Raw genomic sequence first — 16,736 nt, 5'->3', positions numbered from 1 at the left:
GGGATGGTGGCCGACACCGACCTGGCCAGGCTCGAGTGGCGCAAGAGCAGCTACAGCGGCGGCGGTAACGACTGCGTCGAGATCGCTTTCACGGACGACGGTGCCGCCGTGCGGGATTCCAAGAACCCGGCAGGTGGCGTGCTGACGCTGTCCGGGCGGGAGTGGCAGGCTTTCCTGGCCGCCGCCCGAGCCGGTGAGCTCGACCTGAGCTGAGGCCCTCGTTCGACCCCTTACCCACCCGACACGGGCGAGTAAGGGGTCGAATGCGTTCCGGGTGACGTGATCGACCGATGCCGGCACCCCCACCTTCGCACCACAGTTCCTGTCGTCAGCACGACGTCAGACGACATGAGGGGTGGACGATCATGAGGGATTCCGGTTGGGTGATCGACTCGACGTGGGCCGAGGTCGACTATCGAGCGGAGCAGCTGCGGCGTCGGGACGCGCGCACCTCGCGCGGAGCGGGGCGCGCCCGGGTGCGGCGCGGGATCGTGGCCGCGCTCCGTGAGCGCCGGCACGGGAGCCGCAGGCACTGAGGCTCGCTGCCAGGGTCCGAACCACCGTTGCGGGACCTGCAGGGACCCGGATGGGTGACAATGGGACTCGTGCCTCGACTCGGTCTGACACTGCCGCTGGTGGGACGTGTGCCGCAACTGCGCCGGTTGCAAGCCGCCCTCGACGACGCCGAGCACGGCAGGGGGAGGGGCGCGCTGCTGGCCGGAGACGCCGGCGTGGGCAAGACCCGCCTGCTGAAAGAGGTCACGTCCGAGGCGGCTCGCCGCGGTTGCCTGGTGCTGACGGGCCAGTGCCTGGACGTCGACGAGGGCGGCCTGCCCTATCTGCCGTTCACGGAGGCGTTGGGGGCGCTGGCCGCCTCCGACGACCCGGACGTGCTCGATGCCCTGGCCGCCTGGCCCGCGCTGTCCACTCTGGTGCCCCAGCTGTGGGTGGCCCCGAGCGGTCGGCAGCGACCCGGCCGCTCGGCGGCGTCCGAACAGGACGTTCGCCGGGTCCGGACCGAACACGACCTCGGACAGCTGCGTTTGTTCGACGCCGTGTTGGGCGTGCTGGACGCGCTCGCGCGCACCCGTCCGGTGGTGCTGGCGTTGGAGGACGTGCACTGGGCCGACGGTGCGACGCGCGACCTGCTGTCGTTCCTCATGGGGCGGCTGGGCGGCCGACGGCTGCTCGTGCTCGCGAGCTACCGGGCCGAGGAGGTGCACCGACGGCATCCGCTGCGCCCGCTGCTGGCGGAACTGGTGCGCTCGGCGGCCGTCGAACGCGTGGACGTGCCCCCGTTGTCGGACGACGAGGCCAGGGCGTTCCTCACCGCGCTCGCGGAGAGCCCCCTGCCGCCCGACACCCTGGACCAGCTCGTGCGGCGGTGTGAGGGCAACCCGTTCTTCGCGGAGGAACTGGTGGCCGCGGGTGCGTCGGGGGACAACATGCCCGACGGGCTGGCCGACGTCCTGCTGACACGCCTGGACCAGTTGTCGCCGCGGACGCGGGGAGTGCTGCGTGCGGTGGCGGTGGCGAGCACGAGGGTGGCGGACACGGCGGTCGCCGAGGTCTCCGGGGTCGGGGAGCTCGACGTGGAGGACGCGCTGCGAGAGGCGGTCCACCACCACGTTCTCGTGGTGGAGCGGGGTGGCTACCGGTTCCGGCACGCGCTGCTGCGGGAAGCCGTCTACCACGACCTGCTGCCCGGGGAGCGATCCCGGATGCACGCGGCGTACGCCGCGCGCATCGCGGCGTTGCCTCCTTCACGGGGCAGTGATGCTCGGCTGGCCTATCACAGCCTGCGTTGCCGGGACCTGCCCACGGCGCTGGCCGCGCTCCTCCGTGCGGCGGAGGAGGCCGAGGAACTCGGTGCGCCGGGATCGGCGTTGCGGCACGTGGAGGAGGCCCTCGAAATCTGGGACGTGGTGCCGGTCGAGCGGCGACCGCCCGACCGGAGCGAGACGACACTGCTGCTGTCCGCGTCGGAGCTCGCCGCCCGGTCCGGGGAGCCTGAGCGCGCGATCGCGTTCGCCCGGGAGGCGACCCGGCGGATGGACCACAGTCCCGCGGTGCGGCAGGCGGCGATCTGGCGTCGCCTCGCCGAGGCGCTGATGACGCTGGAGGGCACGTACGACGAAGCCGTCGACGCGATCGACCGCGCGTGGGCGCTGGTCTCCGACGGGGAACCGACGACCGAACAGGCCTGGGTGTTCGCCACCCGCGCCCAGGTGCTGCGCGGAGTCGGCAGGCTCGACGACGCCGAGACCAGTGCCCGGGCCGCCGCCGACGCGGCGAAGGCCGCCGGCGCCGACGCCCCGCACGCCGCGGCGCTCACGATCCAGGGGGTGCTCGCCGACGTGCGTGGGGACGTCGAGACCGCGCGGGAGCTGCTGATGCAGGCCGAGCGCGAGGCGCAGGCGGTGGACGCGCTCGACGTGGAGCTGCGCGCGGGCTATTACCGGGCCCTCAGCTACGACGACCGGGCCGAGCTCCCCGACGCACTGCGGCTCTACCGGCACACGGCGAAACGCGCGTCCGAGTCCGGACTCACCTGGTCGCCGCTGGGGTTGTCGGCGCGGACCCGCCTGTTGGCGTTGCGGTACACGATCGGCGACTGGCCGGACGAGGCGGAGCAGGATCGGCCGGAATCCGGGGTCTCCGACCTCGTGACCGCGATCCTCCAGTCGACCTGGTTGCACCTGCTGGTGGCTCGGGGCCGCTTCGACGACGCCGAGCGCATGCTGGACCTGCTGTACCCGGAGGACGGCGACCGGCGTGGAGTCGACCTGTGGGTCGTGGCGGCCGTGGCCGCGGGGGGTGCCGAGCTCGCGTTGTGGCGGGGCGAGTACCGCAGAGCGGTGGACGCGGTGGTGGACGGCATGGAGCGGGTGCAACGCATCCTCGCCGACGGCCTCCTCAACGTGCGGCTGGGCGCCCTCGGCATCGAGGCGTGCGCCGCCTGGGCGGCCGACGCCCGGCGTCGGAGGGACGCCGACGGGGCCGAGACGGCCGTCGAGACCGGCCGCGGACTGTGGGACCAGGTGCAGCGCACGGTCGAGAAGGGCGTGCCCCGCAGCGGCACCCTCGGTCCGGAGGGCCGCGCGTGGCTGGCGAGGGCCCGGGCCGCCGCGGAGGACCTCGGCGGCGTTCGCGACGCCGCGCTGTGGGACGAGGCGGTCGGTGCGTTCGGCTTCGGCGCCGTGTACGAGCAGGCCCTGTGTCGGAGGTACCTCGCGCAGGCGCTGTTGGACGCGGGTGAGCACGAGCGTGCCGCCGACGCGCTGGCCGCGTCCCACGAGGTCGCCCGGCGACTGGGCGCGCGTCCGCTGCGGGAGGCCGTCGAGGACCTCGCCCGTCGAGCGCGCATCGAGCTCCCGGGCGCTCGGCCCCGGCGCGACGTCGTGAACCCTCTGACGGCCCGCGAACGCGCGGTGCTCGAACACGTCGCCGACGGGCTGACCAATCGCCAGGTGGGCGAGCGGCTCTTCATCAGCGAGAAGACGGTCAGCGTGCACCTGTCGCGCGCGATGGCCAAGCTCGGAGCGAACCGGCGCGCCGAAGCCGTGGCCATCGCGTACGACCGTGGCCTGCTCACCCCGGAGTCGGAGGCGGAGGGGCGGTAGGCCGGTCAGCGACCGGGCAACCGGCGCAGCAGGCGTAGTCCCGCCGTCAACGCCGCCGTCCACATGGCGGGGTGCACCGTCCGTGGTGGACGCAATCGCAGTCCTCTTTGGATGGCGATCGACTGCGACTCGGTGTACTTCAGCAGGCCCTCGGCGCCGTTGCGTCGCCCGACCCCGGAGTCCTTCATGCCGCCCATGGGGACACCGACGGTGCCGAACGTCGCGGCGTACCCCTCGTTGACGTTGACCGTCCCCGCCTTCAGCCGGGTCGCGATCTCCCGGGCGCGGCGGGTGTCGCGCGACCACACGCTGGCGTTGAGTCCGAAGGCGGTCGCGTTGGCTTTCTCGATGGCCTCCTCGACGTCGCTGTAGCCGTACACGGAGGTGACGGGTCCGAACGTCTCGTTGGCGAACACCGCCGCCTCCTCCGGCACGTCCGTGAGGATCGTCGGTTCGAAGAACAGGGGGCCGATGTCGGGTCGCGCGTTGCCTCCGGCGACCACGGTGGCGCCGTGCGAGCGCGCGTCGGCGACGTGGTCCGAGACGGCGCGCAGCTGCTCCGGCGTGGTGAGCGATCCCATGCCCGCGCGGTAGTCGAGCGCGCTTCCCATGGTCAACGCGTTGGTGCGGTTCGCGAACTCGGCGAGGAAGCGGTCCCGGATGCTGTCGTGGACGTAGATGCGTTCCACCGACACGCACAGCTGGCCCGCCGAGGAGAAGCACGCGGTCACGGCGCCCGCCGCCGCTTTCGCGACGTCCGCGTCCGGCAGCACGATCATCGGGTTCTTGCCGCCGAGTTCGAGCGAGTAGCCGGTGAGCCGTCCCGCGATGGCCGACGCCAGCCGCTTGCCCGTCGGCGTCGACCCGGTGAAGCACACGTAGTCGGATTCCTCGACGATCGCGTCGCCGATCACCGATCCCCTGCCGAGGACGATTTGCCAGGCGTCGCGGGGCAGACCGGCCTCGCCCGCGAGTTCGTGCAGCCACAGTGCGGACAGCGCGGTCTGGTTGTCGGGCTTCTGCACGACCGTGTTGCCCGCGGCGAGCGCGGGAAGCACGTCCATCGCCGTCAGCGCGAGGGGGTAATTCCACGGCGAGATGATGCCGACGACGCCGCGGGGCTGGCGGAGGTGTGTGGCGCGGGTGAGTAGGGGTAGGGCGCCTGGTGCGCGTCGAGGGGCCAGCAGCCGGGCGCTGTGCCTGCCGTAGTAGTCGGCCACCAGGGCGGTGGCACTGATCTCGTCGAAGGCGTCGAGTCGTGCCTTGCCGGCCTCGACCTGAACGAGATCGAGTCCCTCCTTCTGCCGGGAGAGGACGAGTTCGTGCAGGCGCAAGAGGATGCGTTGCCGTTGCGCGACGCTCGTGGCGGCCCACGAGCACTGTGCCCGCCGGGCGCGGGCGAACGCGGCGCGGGCCAGCCTGTCGGAGGCCTGAGGCAGCACGGCCGTCCGAAGCCCGGTGAACGGTGCGGTCATCGTCACCGACTCCGCGCCGGGGCCCCTCACCGCGCGTTCGGCGAGGGAATCCGCCCTGGCCACGACGGGAGCGCCGACGACGCCTCCGACAGTGCCGGGCCGGGAGTCGGGCTCCGCCGGCTTGTCGACCATGCTGCTCATGGGACCTCCACGCACCGCGTTGTTACTGGAGAGTAGTCTCGTTGTGCGTGAGCATACCGGCGACGTTGTCGCTCGTGCTCCGGCGAACGCGCCTCAGTGCTCCCCGGCGGTGTACAGGGCCGTCGCCACCCGTTTCCACTCGCGGAGCAACTGTTCCCGCCGGTGTGGATCACCGCCCAGTTCGGCGTCCAGTGCGAGGCCGCGCGTCAGGTTGACGGTGAGCCAGAACAGCGTTTCCAGCCGGTCCCGGGGGACGTCGGGGACGAGCTCCGCCAGCCGATCCAGTGTGGAGCGCCCGAGTGCCTTGTCGACGGGGCGCATCGCCGCCGCGAGGGCCGGGTCGGTGCGGGCGGCGGTCCACAACTCCAGGGCCGCGGTCGCGAGCGTGCCCGAGTACGAGTTCCACAGCACGTCGATCACGGCGGCGACGCGTTCCGGCCCGGCGGGCAGGTCCGCCTCGTCGGGCACGTTGCGTTCGGCCAGCCGGGTGGTCAGATGCGCGACGGCCGTGGCCATCAGCTCGGCCTTGTCGGCGAAGTGGTGCTGGGCCGCGCCCTTCGAGACCCCGGCTCGCGCACAGATCTCCTGCATCGACGTGCGGGCGTAGCCCAACTCGACCAGACACGTGATGGTGGCGTCGAGCAGGGCGGTCCGGGTGTGAGCCCGGCGCTCGGCCTGCGTGCGGTGCCTGCGTTCCGGCATGGTCGCGCGACTCCTTTACCGGACGACGGGAGTGCCGTACATTCCGAACGGAACTTACCTTACAGCCGTATTGTTTTTCGAGGGGAGAGCGCCAGTGCCGCTGCAGAACCCGAGGTCGTCGTGGATGACCGAGGAACTGGACGACGTGCGCGACCTCGCACGGACGTTCTGTCGGAACGAACTCACGCCACACCAGGCGCGCTGGGCGGAGCAGAAGCACATCGACCGCCGGGTGTGGGAGAAGGCGGGCGAGGTCGGGCTGCTCGCGCTGTCCATCCCGGAGGCCTACGGCGGCGGAGGCGGCACCTTCGCCCACGAGGCGGTGCTCTACGAGGAGCAGGCCCGCGCCGGTGACAGCGCGTGGGGCGTCACGGTGCACAACGGGATCGTGGCGCACTACCTGCTCGCCTACGCCGCCGAGGAGAAGAAGCGCGAGTGGTTGCCGAAGCTTGCGAGCGGCGAGTACGTCGGCGCGATCGCGATGACCGAACCCGGCACCGGCTCGGATCTCCAGTCGATCACCACGCGGGCGGTGCGCGACGGTGACCACTACGTCGTCAACGGTGCGAAGACGTTCATCACCAACGGCGGGCTGGCCGACCTCGTCGTGGTCGCCGTCAAGACCGACCCGGACGCCGGGGCCAAGGGCATCTCGCTGCTCGTGGTGGAGACCTCCACGCCCGGTCTCCGGCGCGGGCGGGTGCTCGACAAGATCGGGATGCACGGACAGGACACGGCGGAGCTGTTCTTCGACGACGTCCGCGTCCCCGTCGGGAACCTGCTGGGCGACGCGGAGGGGCAGGGCTTCGTGCAGCTCATGCAGCAGCTGCCCCAGGAGCGGCTCATCATCGCCGTCACCGCCGTCGCCGGGATGGAGAGCGCGATCGACCAGACGATCGCGTACACGAAGGAGCGCACCGCCTTCGGCCGTCCGGTGTTCACCTTCCAGAACACCAAGTTCACGCTCGCCGAGGCGGCCACCGAGGCCGCCGTCGCGCGCGCGTTCCTCGACCAGTGCATCGAACGGCACCTGCGCGGCGAGCTCGACGTGCAGGGCGCGGCCATGGTCAAGCTCTGGACCACCGAGCGCGTCAACAAGGTGGTCGACGACTGCCTGCAGTTGTTCGGCGGGTACGGCTACATGACCGAGTACCCGATCGCGCGGGCGTGGGCGGACGTGCGGATCTCGCGCATCTTCGGCGGTACGAACGAGATCATGAAAGACATCATCTCGCGCACGCTGTGACGCGCATCGGCAGTGACAGGAAGGCGGAGTTTTTCGTGAACGCGAGCAAGTCCGGACCGCTACGCGGGCTCCGGGTCGTCGAACTGGCCGGTCTGGCCCCGGCACCCTTCGCCTGCACGGTCCTCGCGGACCTCGGGGCGGAGGTCGTGCGCGTCGACAGGGTCGTCGAGGGCGAAGACGTGCTGGCCATGCCGAAGGACCCACTGCTGCGTGGTCGCAGAACCATCGGGGTCGATACGAAGACTCCCGAAGGGGTCGAGGTGGTGCTGCGGCTGGTCGAGGACGCCGACGTGTTCGTCGAGGGTTTCCGGCCGGGGGTGACCGAACGGATGGGGCTCGGTCCCGCCGACGTCCACGCCCGCAACCCTCGTGTCGTCTACGGGCGGATCACCGGGTGGGGGCAGGACGGGCCGCTGGCCCACACGGCCGGGCACGACATCAACTACATCGGCCTGTCCGGGGCGCTGCACCCGATCGGCCGCCACGGTGAGCGACCGGTACCGCCGGTGAACTTCCTCGCCGACTTCGGCGGCGGCGGGATGTACCTCGCGATGGGCGTGCTGGCCGCCCTGTTCGAGAGGCAGACGTCGGGCCGGGGCCAGGTGGTCGACGCGTCCATGGTGGACGGTTCGGCACTGCTCACCACGCACCTGTTCGGCCTCAAAGCGAGCGGACTGTGGGAGGGTGAGCGCGGCCGGAACATCCTGGACGGCGGAGCGCCGTTCTACGACACCTACGAGACCGCCGACGGCCGCTACGTCGCGGTGGGCGCGATCGAGACCAAGTTCTTCGCGGCTCTCGTCGACGTGCTGGAGCTCGACCCGGATACGGTGCCGTCCCACCTCGATCCGCAGCAGTGGCCTCGCCTGCGCGAGGTGTTGGCCGAGGCCATCGGCAAGCGCACGCGAGACGAACTCGTGGCCCGGGCGGAGGGTACGGACGCCTGCCTGACGCCGGTGTTGTCGCCGTGGGAGGCGCCGGAGCATCCGCACAACGCGGCCCGGGGCACCTTCGTCGACATCGACGGCGTCGCCCAGCCCGCGCCGGGGCCGAAGTTCGACCGGACCCCACCGGAGCTTCCGCACCCGCCGCACCCCCGTGGTTCGGACACCGTCGAGGTGCTGCGGGAACTCGGGTACGGCGACGACGAGCTCGACGCGCTGCGTGCCGCGGGGACGATCGCGTGACACCGCGTTGAGGCGACCGGCGTGTTGCTGCCGGACCGCGAACCGGTGATCTTCTACAGTCGATCCGACGGGTGCGCCGCACGGTGCCTCCTTCGCGTGATTGGCTCTCGGTGCGAGGGGCGATCAGGCATGATGAAGAAGCTGGTGGCGCGCGCCGAATGGCGTCTTCGCGCAGCGGAACGCGGTGAGGCAGGAACGAGACGGAATCGGGTGGGAACATGTCGCCGGGCCTGAAGAAGATCCTGATTTTCGGCGCCGTCGCGCTCGTGCTGTTCCTGCTCATCTCGCGTCCCACCGAGTCCGCGGACGCTGTGCGTACGGCACTGGCCTGGTTGCAGGACGGTGCGGAAGCGATCGTCACGTTCTTCCAGAGTCTGTTCACCTGACCCCATTCGCCACGATGTCCGGCACCCGTCGTCTTCGGGTGCCGGACATCGTGCTGCGCTCGGTTCCCCGACCACACAGCGTGATCAACTTGGCCGTCGCGGTCGTTTCGCTGCGGCAAACGGGTGGATTACAGCCCTGAATGCACAGGTCGAGGAAATAGTGCACGCCTGACCTCTTCCGGAGCATCGGTGAGCTCTCCTACGGTGCTCACATTGCGTGACCCGCGGTACCCGAAAAATCACGCTTCGAAATCTGCAGATGGTGCTCGACCAGTCCTTGAGGAACCACGGAAGTGGGTTGCGAAGGAGGCAGGCATGCGAGATCCCGGAGTTGACGCGGTGATCCGGCAGTGGGCGGCGGAACGGGAACAGAGCGCGGAGGAACGAGAGGTCCACCGCATCGCGTCCGCGTGGCTGGCGGAGATTCCCCAGAGCGAAACGAAGGCTCCCGGCATTCCCGGGCAGCGTGGTGGAGCGGGCACGGCCCGATGGGCTCCCGTGGACCTCGCGGATCCCGGCTTCGTGGAAGCGATGCAGGAGCGGCTTCCCGAGGCGCCGCTCGACCTGTTGGCCGCCGCCGCGGGCTGGTGGCAGATGGTCGGTGACGTCGAGGAGGCCAAGGCCTGGTGGGACGCCGGCATCAGCCCGCTCGACCAGCGTGCGCTCGACTACCGCGCGGCGGGACTGGTGCCGAGCGACCTGTCTCGCAGGCTCGGGCCGCTGACCGTGTTGGAACACCTTCGCCGGGGCAGTGCGCCCGCGTGGTGTGTCGCCCGGCTCTCGCGCCAGCGTCGCGACGCCGCGGGTTGAGGTTGCGCGACCTGCCGCGAGTCGCTGCGGCAGGTCGTTGTCCGACGTGTCGATCACCGGCTACAGTGCGGCCTCGTGTCCCTGATCCCCACCGGCGCTCGTCGCGCTCGACGCGTGGAGGCGCGCATCGGTGGCTGACTCCGATACAGGAGCCGTGCCCGGTGCGACGGCCGAGCAGAGCGCGTCTTCACCTTCCACACCCACCGCCCGGTCCCGCCGGCCCGTGTTCGGTCGGTTCCTGGTGCTCGTCCTGATCCTCACGGTCGGAGTGAGTGGGACGTGGGTGCTGACCACCGCCGCGTCACCGTCTTCTGGACCGACGACCGACGAGATTCCCGCGCTGGGCATCGAACCCGCGGACGTCGAACCGGGAAGCGAGGCGCCGGTGGAGGAGTCCGACACCGGCCCGGGCCACCACGGCGGCGCGGGAGAGACGACCCTCGACGAGTGGGCCGACGATCTCGCTCCGGTCGTCGGTGTTCCCGCTCGGGCTCTGCGGTCGTACGGCAACGCGGAACTCGTCCTGAGAGAGGAGAACCCCGACTGCCGGTTGTCCTGGACGATGCTCGCCGGCATCGGGCGGGTCGAGTCCGACCACGGCCGGCACGGAGGTGCCGTGATCGGTGCCGACGGGCGGCCCTCGCCGCCGATCATCGGGGTCGCGCTCGACGGCTCGCCGGGGGTGAAGGCGATCGCCGACACCGACGGCGGCAAGTTCGACGGCGACACCGTGTACGACCGCGCGGTCGGTCCCATGCAGTTCATTCCGAGCACCTGGGCGGTCATGGGCGTGGACGCGTCCGGCGACGGCAAGGCGGACCCCCATCAGATCGACGACGCCGCGTTGTCCGCCGCGTTCTACCTGTGCGCGCACGGGCGCGACCTGTCCACCGGCGACGGCTGGTGGGACGGCGTGCTCTCCTACAACCGGTCGGTGGACTACGGACGGACCGTGTTCGCGCTCGCGGAGCACTACGCCGACCTCGCGCGGGGCGCGTCCACGCGTGGGTGACGCCGAAGCCGGCTCCGGTGGGCGGACATCACAGGCGAAACCGGGCGTGCGGTCGGAGTAGCCGACGGGAGTGCTAGCGTCGAAGACGTGTCCGATCGTCGCTCCACCACCTCGCGCGCGCTTCTGATCGCCGCTGCGTGTGTGCTGAGCCTCGTCGTCTGCTGCGGGCTGGCCTGGTGGCAGTGGGACCGGTTCACGTCGGCAGGCGGCAGTTTCCAGAACCTCGGTTACGTGCTGCAGTGGCCGCTGTTCGGGCTCTTCCCCGCGTTCATGTTCTGGCGGATGGCCAGGCTGCGTAAGCAGGCCGCCACACGCGAGGCGGAGACGTCGGACGACTCGCAGACCCCGCACACCTCGACGCGGGTTCGTTCGCACAGCGCACGCACGGCGGCGCCGCGACCCCGGCCCACCGAGGTGGCGACGCACTCGGCGCCGCGCAGCGATCAGCGGAACGAGCCTCTGGACGACGAGGACGCAGCGCTGGCGGAGTACAACGCCTACCTGGCGCAACTGAATGCCCGTGAGCAGGAGAGGAACTGACATGGTGACGACCGCGCGGGACGAGACGACGAAGGCCGACCTGCGGAAGCCCTTGCAGCGATTCCGGGGGGCGGCCTTCGTGACCGGGCTCGGTCTGCTCGGGTTGGTCGTGGTCATGGTGATCCGTTACGGATTCGACAACGCGACCCCTTCGGCCGTCTACTCGCCCATCCACGGCGTGATCTACATGGTCTACCTCGTGCTCGCGATCGACCTGGCGCTGAAGGCCCGGTGGTCGGTGAAGGGCACGATCGGCGTGCTGCTCGCCGGATGCGTGCCCTTCTTCTCCTTCGTCGCCGAGCGGGCCGTGACCCGCAGGGTCACCGAGGGCCGGAAGCTCTGAGTCGCACCGAACGCGGCGGCACGGTGCAGCCCCGCAGCGTCTCGGCGTCGATCGACTCCGGAACGTAAGCCGACGTCGCGAGCGCCTCGGTCATCGCCTCGACCGGGGCGTTGCGCACGTCCGGGCGGCCCGACAGGAACGCCCACTCGTGCTCGTCGGAGCCGAAGTACACCACCGTGCCGAACACGCCGGTGAACCGTTCCCAGGCCGCGAGCAGCGTGTCGTTGCGCCAGAGCGTCGGGCATCCCGCCTGGCAGCAGACCACGCCGCCCGCTGCCAACACCTCGGTGCAGCGCCGGAGGAAGTCCTCGCCGTAGAGGCGGTTGTGCTGCGCGTCCGGATCGTCGTTCTCGTCGGGCAGGTCGATCACCACGACGTCGTAGCGGGTCGTCGTGCTCGACAGGAACTCGTCGCCGTCGCGGTAGTGGACGCGCACGCGACCGTCGCCGCGTTCGGCCGCGGCCAGCTCCTCCGGCGTGTAGCCGTAGGGCAGGTGGGCGGCACAGGCCCGCACGGTCTCGGCGTCGATGTCGACGTGGTCGACCTCGTCGGCCCCGTACGCGACGGCGAGCTGGCTCGCGACACCCTCGCTGGAGCCGATGACGAGGACTCGTCTCACCTCGTCGGCGAGCAGCATGGGCGGCACCATCAACGCCTCGTGGTAGACGAGCTGGCTGGCTTCGGTGCTCTGCCGCTCGTCGTCGCAGAAGAGGGACACGCCGTGGGCCGTGCGGCCGATCACGACGTGCTGGTAGTCGGTGTGGGTGTCCAGGACGACCTCGGAGACGTCCCAGACGCGCGTGAGGCCAGGACCCATCGGCTCGCTGATTCGTGTGCTCATCTATTTTTCCGCCTCCGCGGGCCGGCGGCCCCGGCTGATCGTGGACATGGTGTCGGCTTCGGATCCGAGTGCCTTGGCGAGAAGGCGCACGGCGTGTTCCGGGTCGGCGCGGTGGCCGCACGTGAAGACGTCGACGAACATCGCCCCGAGCTCCGGATAGGTGTGCAGGGACGCATGCGACTCGGCGAGCATCGCGAGGACGGTCACGCCCTGGGGCTCGAAGCGGTGCGCGATGACGTCGCAGACCGTCGCTCCCGCGTCGGTCAGCGTGCTCGCCAGGGTGGTGCGCAGGAACTCCTCGTCGTCGAGCAGGTGCGGGTCGATCCCGTCCAACTCGGCGAGAACGTGCTTGCCGGAGAACACGCCGACCGGCACGACGTCACTCGGCACTGATCAGCCTCCCTTCGGAGATGCAGTACGTACGCAGCGGCTCGATCCCGTTGAACGCCACCGACGAGTAACTGGCCGTGTACGCCCCGGTCGAGAGGAGGTCGACCGCGTCGCCGGCGCGCAGGGACAGGGGCAGCCGGTACGGCGTCCGCTGGTAGAGCACGTCGTCACCATCGCACGTCGGTCCGGCGATGATCACAGGACCGTCGTCGGAGGACTGCTCGCCCACAGCCTCGATCCGGTAGGTGATGGCCTCGTTCTCCGTCTCGGCGAGACCGTTGTAGCGACCGATGTCGAGGAACACCCACCGGTGCGGGTCGGTGGGCCGCTTGCGCGACACGACGACGACCTCGCTGCGGATGAGTCCGGCTTCGGCGACGATCGCACGGCCCGGCTCGCAGACCAGCTCGGGCGGCGCCGGGAAGTGCGCCCGCACCGCGGACACGACGGCGTCGGCGTAGGCGCCGGTGGTCGGGGCGGAATCGAGGTACGGGATGCCGAATCCGCCTCCGACGTTCAGCCTGCGCAGCGTCACCCCGTGCTCGGCGGTCGCCGCGAACACCTTCGCCGCGGCCGCCACGGCGATGTCCCAGGCGGACGGATCGAGTTGCTGCGAGCCCACGTGGAAGCTCACGCCGACCGGATCGAGTCCGCGTTCCGCGGCGTGCACCAGCATCCGGACCGCGTCCTCGGCGCAGCAGCCGAACTTGTGGCCGAACGGGGTGACCGAGTCGGGCCCGCCCTCCACGAGCAGGCGCGCCGACACCTCGGCTCCCGGGGCGTGCCGGGCGAGGTTGTCGAGGTCTCCGGCGGCGTCGAAGGTGTACTCGCGCACACCTGCTGCGAACGCGCGGGCGATGTCGGTCGGCTTCTTGATCGTGTTGCCGTAGGACAGCGTCGCCGGGTCGGCGCCCGCGGCGAGGCACAGGTCGATCTCGCCGGGGCCGGCCACGTCGAACGCGGCCCCCTCGGCGGTCAGGGCGCGGAGCACGGCCGGATGCGGATTCGCCTTCACGGCGTACTGCACCCGGCATCCGTCGAAGGCCGCGGCGAGCCGTCGATAGCGGTCGACGACGGTGTCGACGTCGACCACCAGGCACGGTGTCGGGGGCCGGTACGTGTTGAGGAAACCGCGGATACGCGCCACCGTGTCGTTCACCCCTCAGAGGGTAGGGGTGCTCGTCGACGGTGCCGTTCGGCCGTCGGGAGACGAGCGGAGTGCCTGGAGAAATGCCGTTTTCGGGCGACTGCCCGCTGTGCCCGAGACACAAGATCGTGCACACTTGCCACCACGCGTTCCACTGAGAATCTCGGCGCACTGAGCCGAATGGGTGACGACGGCGGCGAGGTATCGGCTGTGTGGGTGAGACTTGACCGCCTCGACCTGATGAAAGTCGTAATCATGGCGCGACGATCTGGGTGCCGTCCGTGACGTCGGCGCGTGCCTTGATCGTTTGTGCGGACTGTTTCTGCAGGTCGGCGCCCTGTTTGCAACCAAGATCATGGGGGCCGTCCGTGGTGTAGGCTCGGTCCACCCGACCAACTCCTGCCCCGGCTCGGCCGACGGGCGGTCACGGAGGGTACGTCCACTAGTACGTGGCGTGCCGTCGTCAGCGCGGGGAGTGGGTGTGCGGGACACGGAAGACGGCGGATCGACGACGAGAGCGGCGCTCATCCGCACGGCGAGCCGAGGCGGACGCCACGTGGAAAGCCGCACACCTCGTGAGGACAGTGAGCGAGCCGGAGGAGGAGTCACCTTCGTGAAGGTTGCGTCAGATGGCCAAGTGCCGGTGGGCGAACTCCTCGGTGAGGAGGAGCGCCCTCCTTCCCGCTGGCGTGCGGCCCTGCGTTGGCGTGACTGGAACCTCCCGCTCAAGCTCGGGGCGGTCACGCTCATCCCGATCGTCATCGCGATCGTCATGGGCGCGTTCACCCTCGGCAACCAGCTGGACCGCGCGAGCCAGTACGAGACGCAACGCGAACTCGCGGAGGTGGGAGAGACCTCCCGGGCGTTGCTCGACGCCGTGCAGCGGGAACGCACGCTCACCGCGGCGGCACTGACCGACGGCTCGGGTCTCGACTCGGACGAGCTGGGCCAGGTCCGAGAGGAGGTCGACCGCGCCCGCGGACCGCTCACCGACGCCGTGGCCGAGGTCCCGGAACCGCTCGCAGGCGTTCGGAAGGGGCTCGACGAGCAACTCGCCGCGCTGCAGGACATCCGCGAGCGGGTGTCCGGAGGTCAGCTCGGTGCCGTCGAGGCCGTCGAGGAGTACCGGGCGGTCACGGCCGCGTTGCTCGAAGTCGACACCGCGGTGGTGAACGGTATCGGTGCCGAGGGCCTCGGTGCCACGGCCGGGGCGGTGCACCACCTCCTGGTCGCCCGCGACGAGGTGTCGGTCCACCAGGCCCTGATCAAGCACGGCATCGCGTTCGGCCTCACGCCGAGCGAGTTCAACCTCGTGCGCACCGCCGGGGTGCGGCACGCGGACCGGCTCGCCGAGTTCTCCGCGGCGGCGACCGAGGGCCAGCGCGCACTCTTCGACGGGACCGTGCGTGGTGCCGCGTTCGACGAGTACCAGCGCGTCGTCGACGCGGTGCTGTCGAGTCAGGACGCAGGCAGGGACCTGCTGGACTCCACGGACGCCGACGAGTGGGCCGAGACGGGCGCCGCCGTCTTCACCTCGATGGGCGAGGTCGCCGACCGGCTGGGCGACGAACTGACCGGCGGCACCGGCGAGCTGGCCGACGACGCCGGCACCGGCGTCGGGCTCCTGTCCGCGGTGCTGGTCGTCGCCTTCGTCCTCGCCGCGGTCGTCGTGTTCCTCATCAGCCGGCAGCTGCTGCGCTCCCTGAAGGTCCTGCGGAACAGCGCGCTGGAGGTCGCGCAGCACGAACTCCCTGAGGCCGTGCAGGCGATCCAGGAAGGACACACCGACGACACCGAGATCAATCCCGTGCCGATCGGCACGCGCGACGAGATCGGCGAGGTGGCCAGGGCGTTCGACGCCGTCCACAGCGAGGCTCTGCGGTTGGCGGCCGAGCAGGCGGGCATGCGCGCCGGGTACGCGTCCGTGTTCGTGAACCTCTCGCGGCGCAGTCAGAGCCTGGTGCAGCGGCAGCTCCAATTGATCGAACGGCTGGAGCGGGACGAGGAGGACGCCGACCAGCTCGCGACGTTGTTCCAGCTCGACCACCTCGCCACGCGCATGCGCCGGAACAACGAGAACCTCATGGTCCTCTCCGGCGCGGAGCCCGCACGTCGGTCGGGACAGCCGGTGAGCGCCACCGACGTGCTGCGCGCCGCCGTTTCGGAGATCGAGCAGTACCAGCGGGTCGTCGTGCGGACGCCGCCTCCGGTCAGCGTGGTCGGTTACGCGGCGGGCGACCTCATCCGGCTCGTCGCGGAACTGCTCGACAACGCGACCGCGTTCTCCGCACCCGAGACCGAGGTCACCGTGGCCACCCGGCAGCTCGACGACGCGTCGTTGTCCATCGACATCCTCGACGAGGGCATCGGCATGAACGAGCGCGAGGTCGCCGAGGCCAACGAGAGGCTGTCGGAGGCGGGCTCCATCGATCTCACGACCTCCCGCCGCATGGGCTTGTTCGTGGTGGGCCGGCTCGCGAGCCGGCACAACATCGGTGTGGAGTTGCACGGCGGCAAGGACATCGTCGGGGTCCGGGCCACGGTCGCCGTTCCGGCGGAGCTGGTGAACGACGAGCAGTCGGCCTACGCGCCGCTCGCGCCGGCGGTCAGAGAGCCCGTGGAACCGGCGCCGCGCGAACCGGCAGCCGACACCGTCGAGCCCCCGACCCCGGCGGGAACCCTGGACACGCCCGGTGGGCCCCTGCCACGGCGGAGACCGGGCGAGAGTCCGGCGTCGCGGACGTCGGCTCCGCTGGGCAGCGGCAGGGCCGACGCCGAGGGCGACAACGAGCTCACCGGCGCCGCGCTGTTCACCCCCATCGGCTGGGACGACGCGTCGGCCGCTCGGCAGGGGGCCCGCACGGAGGGCGACGAACCCGGGCCCGGCAGCGGC

The 16,736-nt window shown here is 70.8% G+C and carries 17 protein-coding genes; 11 read left to right on the top strand and 6 right to left on the bottom strand.

Annotated elements, in window-relative coordinates:
- The first annotated feature begins 3 nt into the window (after positions 1-3).
- The 3 genes from SACAZDRAFT_RS05695 to SACAZDRAFT_RS05690 all read left to right on the top strand — a co-directional run bounded on the left by SACAZDRAFT_RS05695 (position 4) and on the right by SACAZDRAFT_RS05690 (position 3,623).
- Entirely contained in the window at positions 4-213 is a 210-nt protein-coding gene (locus tag SACAZDRAFT_RS05695; RefSeq protein WP_005439535.1) for a DUF397 domain-containing protein, read from the top strand.
- A gap of 152 nt (positions 214-365) precedes the next feature.
- Positions 366-536, top strand: a complete 171-nt coding sequence (locus SACAZDRAFT_RS22920; RefSeq protein WP_005439534.1) for a hypothetical protein — start codon at positions 366-368, stop codon at positions 534-536.
- Positions 537-596: 60 nt separating this feature from the next.
- Positions 597-3,623 carry a helix-turn-helix transcriptional regulator gene (locus SACAZDRAFT_RS05690; RefSeq protein WP_005439533.1) on the top strand — a complete coding sequence of 1,009 codons (3,027 nt, stop codon included), beginning with the start codon at positions 597-599 and terminating at the stop codon, positions 3,621-3,623.
- Positions 3,624-3,628: 5 nt separating this feature from the next.
- On the opposite strand, the gene SACAZDRAFT_RS05685 is transcribed toward SACAZDRAFT_RS05690, so the two are convergent.
- Together SACAZDRAFT_RS05685 and SACAZDRAFT_RS05680 are read right to left on the bottom strand one after the other, a co-directional pair.
- Complete coding sequence (locus tag SACAZDRAFT_RS05685) at positions 3,629-5,239, bottom strand: succinic semialdehyde dehydrogenase (RefSeq protein WP_005439531.1); 1,611 nt, start codon at positions 5,237-5,239, stop codon at positions 3,629-3,631.
- A 93-nt stretch (positions 5,240-5,332) separates the two neighbouring features.
- Complete coding sequence (locus tag SACAZDRAFT_RS05680; RefSeq protein WP_005439529.1) at positions 5,333-5,941, bottom strand: TetR/AcrR family transcriptional regulator; 609 nt, start codon at positions 5,939-5,941, stop codon at positions 5,333-5,335.
- A 94-nt stretch (positions 5,942-6,035) separates the two neighbouring features.
- Between SACAZDRAFT_RS05680 and SACAZDRAFT_RS05675 the strand changes: the two genes are divergently transcribed.
- The 7 genes from SACAZDRAFT_RS05675 to SACAZDRAFT_RS05650 all read left to right on the top strand — a co-directional run bounded on the left by SACAZDRAFT_RS05675 (position 6,036) and on the right by SACAZDRAFT_RS05650 (position 11,465).
- Positions 6,036-7,187, top strand: coding sequence for an acyl-CoA dehydrogenase family protein (locus tag SACAZDRAFT_RS05675; protein WP_040927678.1), 1,152 nt, complete (start codon positions 6,036-6,038; stop codon positions 7,185-7,187).
- 35 nt (positions 7,188-7,222) lie between these two features.
- Entirely contained in the window at positions 7,223-8,374 is a 1,152-nt protein-coding gene (locus SACAZDRAFT_RS05670; RefSeq protein ID WP_198283901.1) for a CaiB/BaiF CoA transferase family protein, read from the top strand.
- Between the two features lie 218 nt (positions 8,375-8,592).
- Positions 8,593-8,760, top strand: coding sequence for a hypothetical protein (locus tag SACAZDRAFT_RS23180; protein ID WP_005439522.1), 168 nt, complete (start codon positions 8,593-8,595; stop codon positions 8,758-8,760).
- Positions 8,761-9,075: 315 nt separating this feature from the next.
- The gene (locus SACAZDRAFT_RS05665) at positions 9,076-9,570 is read left to right on the top strand and encodes a hypothetical protein (RefSeq protein ID WP_005439518.1); all 495 of its coding nucleotides are present in this window, start codon (positions 9,076-9,078) and stop codon (positions 9,568-9,570) included.
- A 223-nt stretch (positions 9,571-9,793) separates the two neighbouring features.
- A complete protein-coding gene (locus SACAZDRAFT_RS05660; protein ID WP_040927677.1) occupies positions 9,794-10,582 on the top strand; it encodes a lytic transglycosylase domain-containing protein in 789 nt (262 codons plus the stop codon).
- An 87-nt stretch (positions 10,583-10,669) separates the two neighbouring features.
- Positions 10,670-11,122 carry a hypothetical protein gene (locus SACAZDRAFT_RS05655; RefSeq protein ID WP_005447716.1) on the top strand — a complete coding sequence of 151 codons (453 nt, stop codon included), beginning with the start codon at positions 10,670-10,672 and terminating at the stop codon, positions 11,120-11,122.
- 1 nt (position 11,123) lies between these two features.
- Entirely contained in the window at positions 11,124-11,465 is a 342-nt protein-coding gene (locus SACAZDRAFT_RS05650) for a DUF3817 domain-containing protein (RefSeq protein WP_005439512.1), read from the top strand.
- Here the strand turns inward: SACAZDRAFT_RS05650 and SACAZDRAFT_RS05645 are convergent.
- The 4 genes from SACAZDRAFT_RS05645 to SACAZDRAFT_RS23990 form a co-directional block, all read right to left on the bottom strand.
- Positions 11,443-12,306: a spermidine synthase gene (locus SACAZDRAFT_RS05645; protein WP_005439510.1), complete on the bottom strand. Its 864-nt coding sequence runs from the start codon at positions 12,304-12,306 to the stop codon at positions 11,443-11,445. The genes SACAZDRAFT_RS05650 and SACAZDRAFT_RS05645 overlap by 23 nt on opposite strands.
- Entirely contained in the window at positions 12,307-12,696 is a 390-nt protein-coding gene (gene speD / locus SACAZDRAFT_RS05640; protein WP_005439508.1) for an adenosylmethionine decarboxylase, read from the bottom strand.
- Positions 12,686-13,855: a type III PLP-dependent enzyme gene (locus SACAZDRAFT_RS05635; protein WP_005447718.1), complete on the bottom strand. Its 1,170-nt coding sequence runs from the start codon at positions 13,853-13,855 to the stop codon at positions 12,686-12,688. The genes speD and SACAZDRAFT_RS05635 overlap by 11 nt, the downstream gene beginning before the upstream one ends.
- A 241-nt stretch (positions 13,856-14,096) precedes the next feature.
- A complete protein-coding gene (locus SACAZDRAFT_RS23990; RefSeq protein WP_005439504.1) occupies positions 14,097-14,231 on the bottom strand; it encodes a hypothetical protein in 135 nt (44 codons plus the stop codon).
- Positions 14,232-14,456: 225 nt separating this feature from the next.
- Here SACAZDRAFT_RS23990 and SACAZDRAFT_RS05630 point away from each other — a divergent pair.
- Positions 14,457-16,736, top strand: a 2,280-nt coding sequence (locus SACAZDRAFT_RS05630; protein WP_005439502.1) for a nitrate- and nitrite sensing domain-containing protein, incomplete at its 3' end; no start/stop codon positions are given.

The sequence above is a fragment of the Saccharomonospora azurea NA-128 genome, assembly GCF_000231055.2.
GTDB lineage: Bacteria > Actinomycetota > Actinomycetes > Mycobacteriales > Pseudonocardiaceae > Saccharomonospora > Saccharomonospora azurea.
Note: the sequence above shows the minus strand (reverse complement) of the source record. Positions and strands in the feature narration are given on the sequence as shown.

What these genes read in the sequence shown, in the direction of transcription:
- SACAZDRAFT_RS23180 (WP_005439522.1), top strand. Translation starts at nt 8,593, where the DNA reads ATGTCGCCGGGCCTGAAGAAGATCCTGATTTTCGGCGCCGTCGCGCTC.
- SACAZDRAFT_RS05650 (WP_005439512.1), top strand. Translation starts at nt 11,124, where the DNA reads ATGGTGACGACCGCGCGGGACGAGACGACGAAGGCCGACCTGCGGAAG.
- SACAZDRAFT_RS05695 (WP_005439535.1), top strand. Translation starts at nt 4, where the DNA reads ATGGTGGCCGACACCGACCTGGCCAGGCTCGAGTGGCGCAAGAGCAGC.
- SACAZDRAFT_RS05645 (WP_005439510.1), bottom strand. Translation starts at nt 12,306, where the DNA reads ATGAGCACACGAATCAGCGAGCCGATGGGTCCTGGCCTCACGCGCGTC.
- SACAZDRAFT_RS05665 (WP_005439518.1), top strand. Translation starts at nt 9,076, where the DNA reads ATGCGAGATCCCGGAGTTGACGCGGTGATCCGGCAGTGGGCGGCGGAA.
- SACAZDRAFT_RS05690 (WP_005439533.1), top strand. Translation starts at nt 597, where the DNA reads ATGGGACTCGTGCCTCGACTCGGTCTGACACTGCCGCTGGTGGGACGT.
- SACAZDRAFT_RS05680 (WP_005439529.1), bottom strand. Translation starts at nt 5,941, where the DNA reads ATGCCGGAACGCAGGCACCGCACGCAGGCCGAGCGCCGGGCTCACACC.
- SACAZDRAFT_RS22920 (WP_005439534.1), top strand. Translation starts at nt 366, where the DNA reads ATGAGGGATTCCGGTTGGGTGATCGACTCGACGTGGGCCGAGGTCGAC.
- SACAZDRAFT_RS05685 (WP_005439531.1), bottom strand. Translation starts at nt 5,239, where the DNA reads ATGAGCAGCATGGTCGACAAGCCGGCGGAGCCCGACTCCCGGCCCGGC.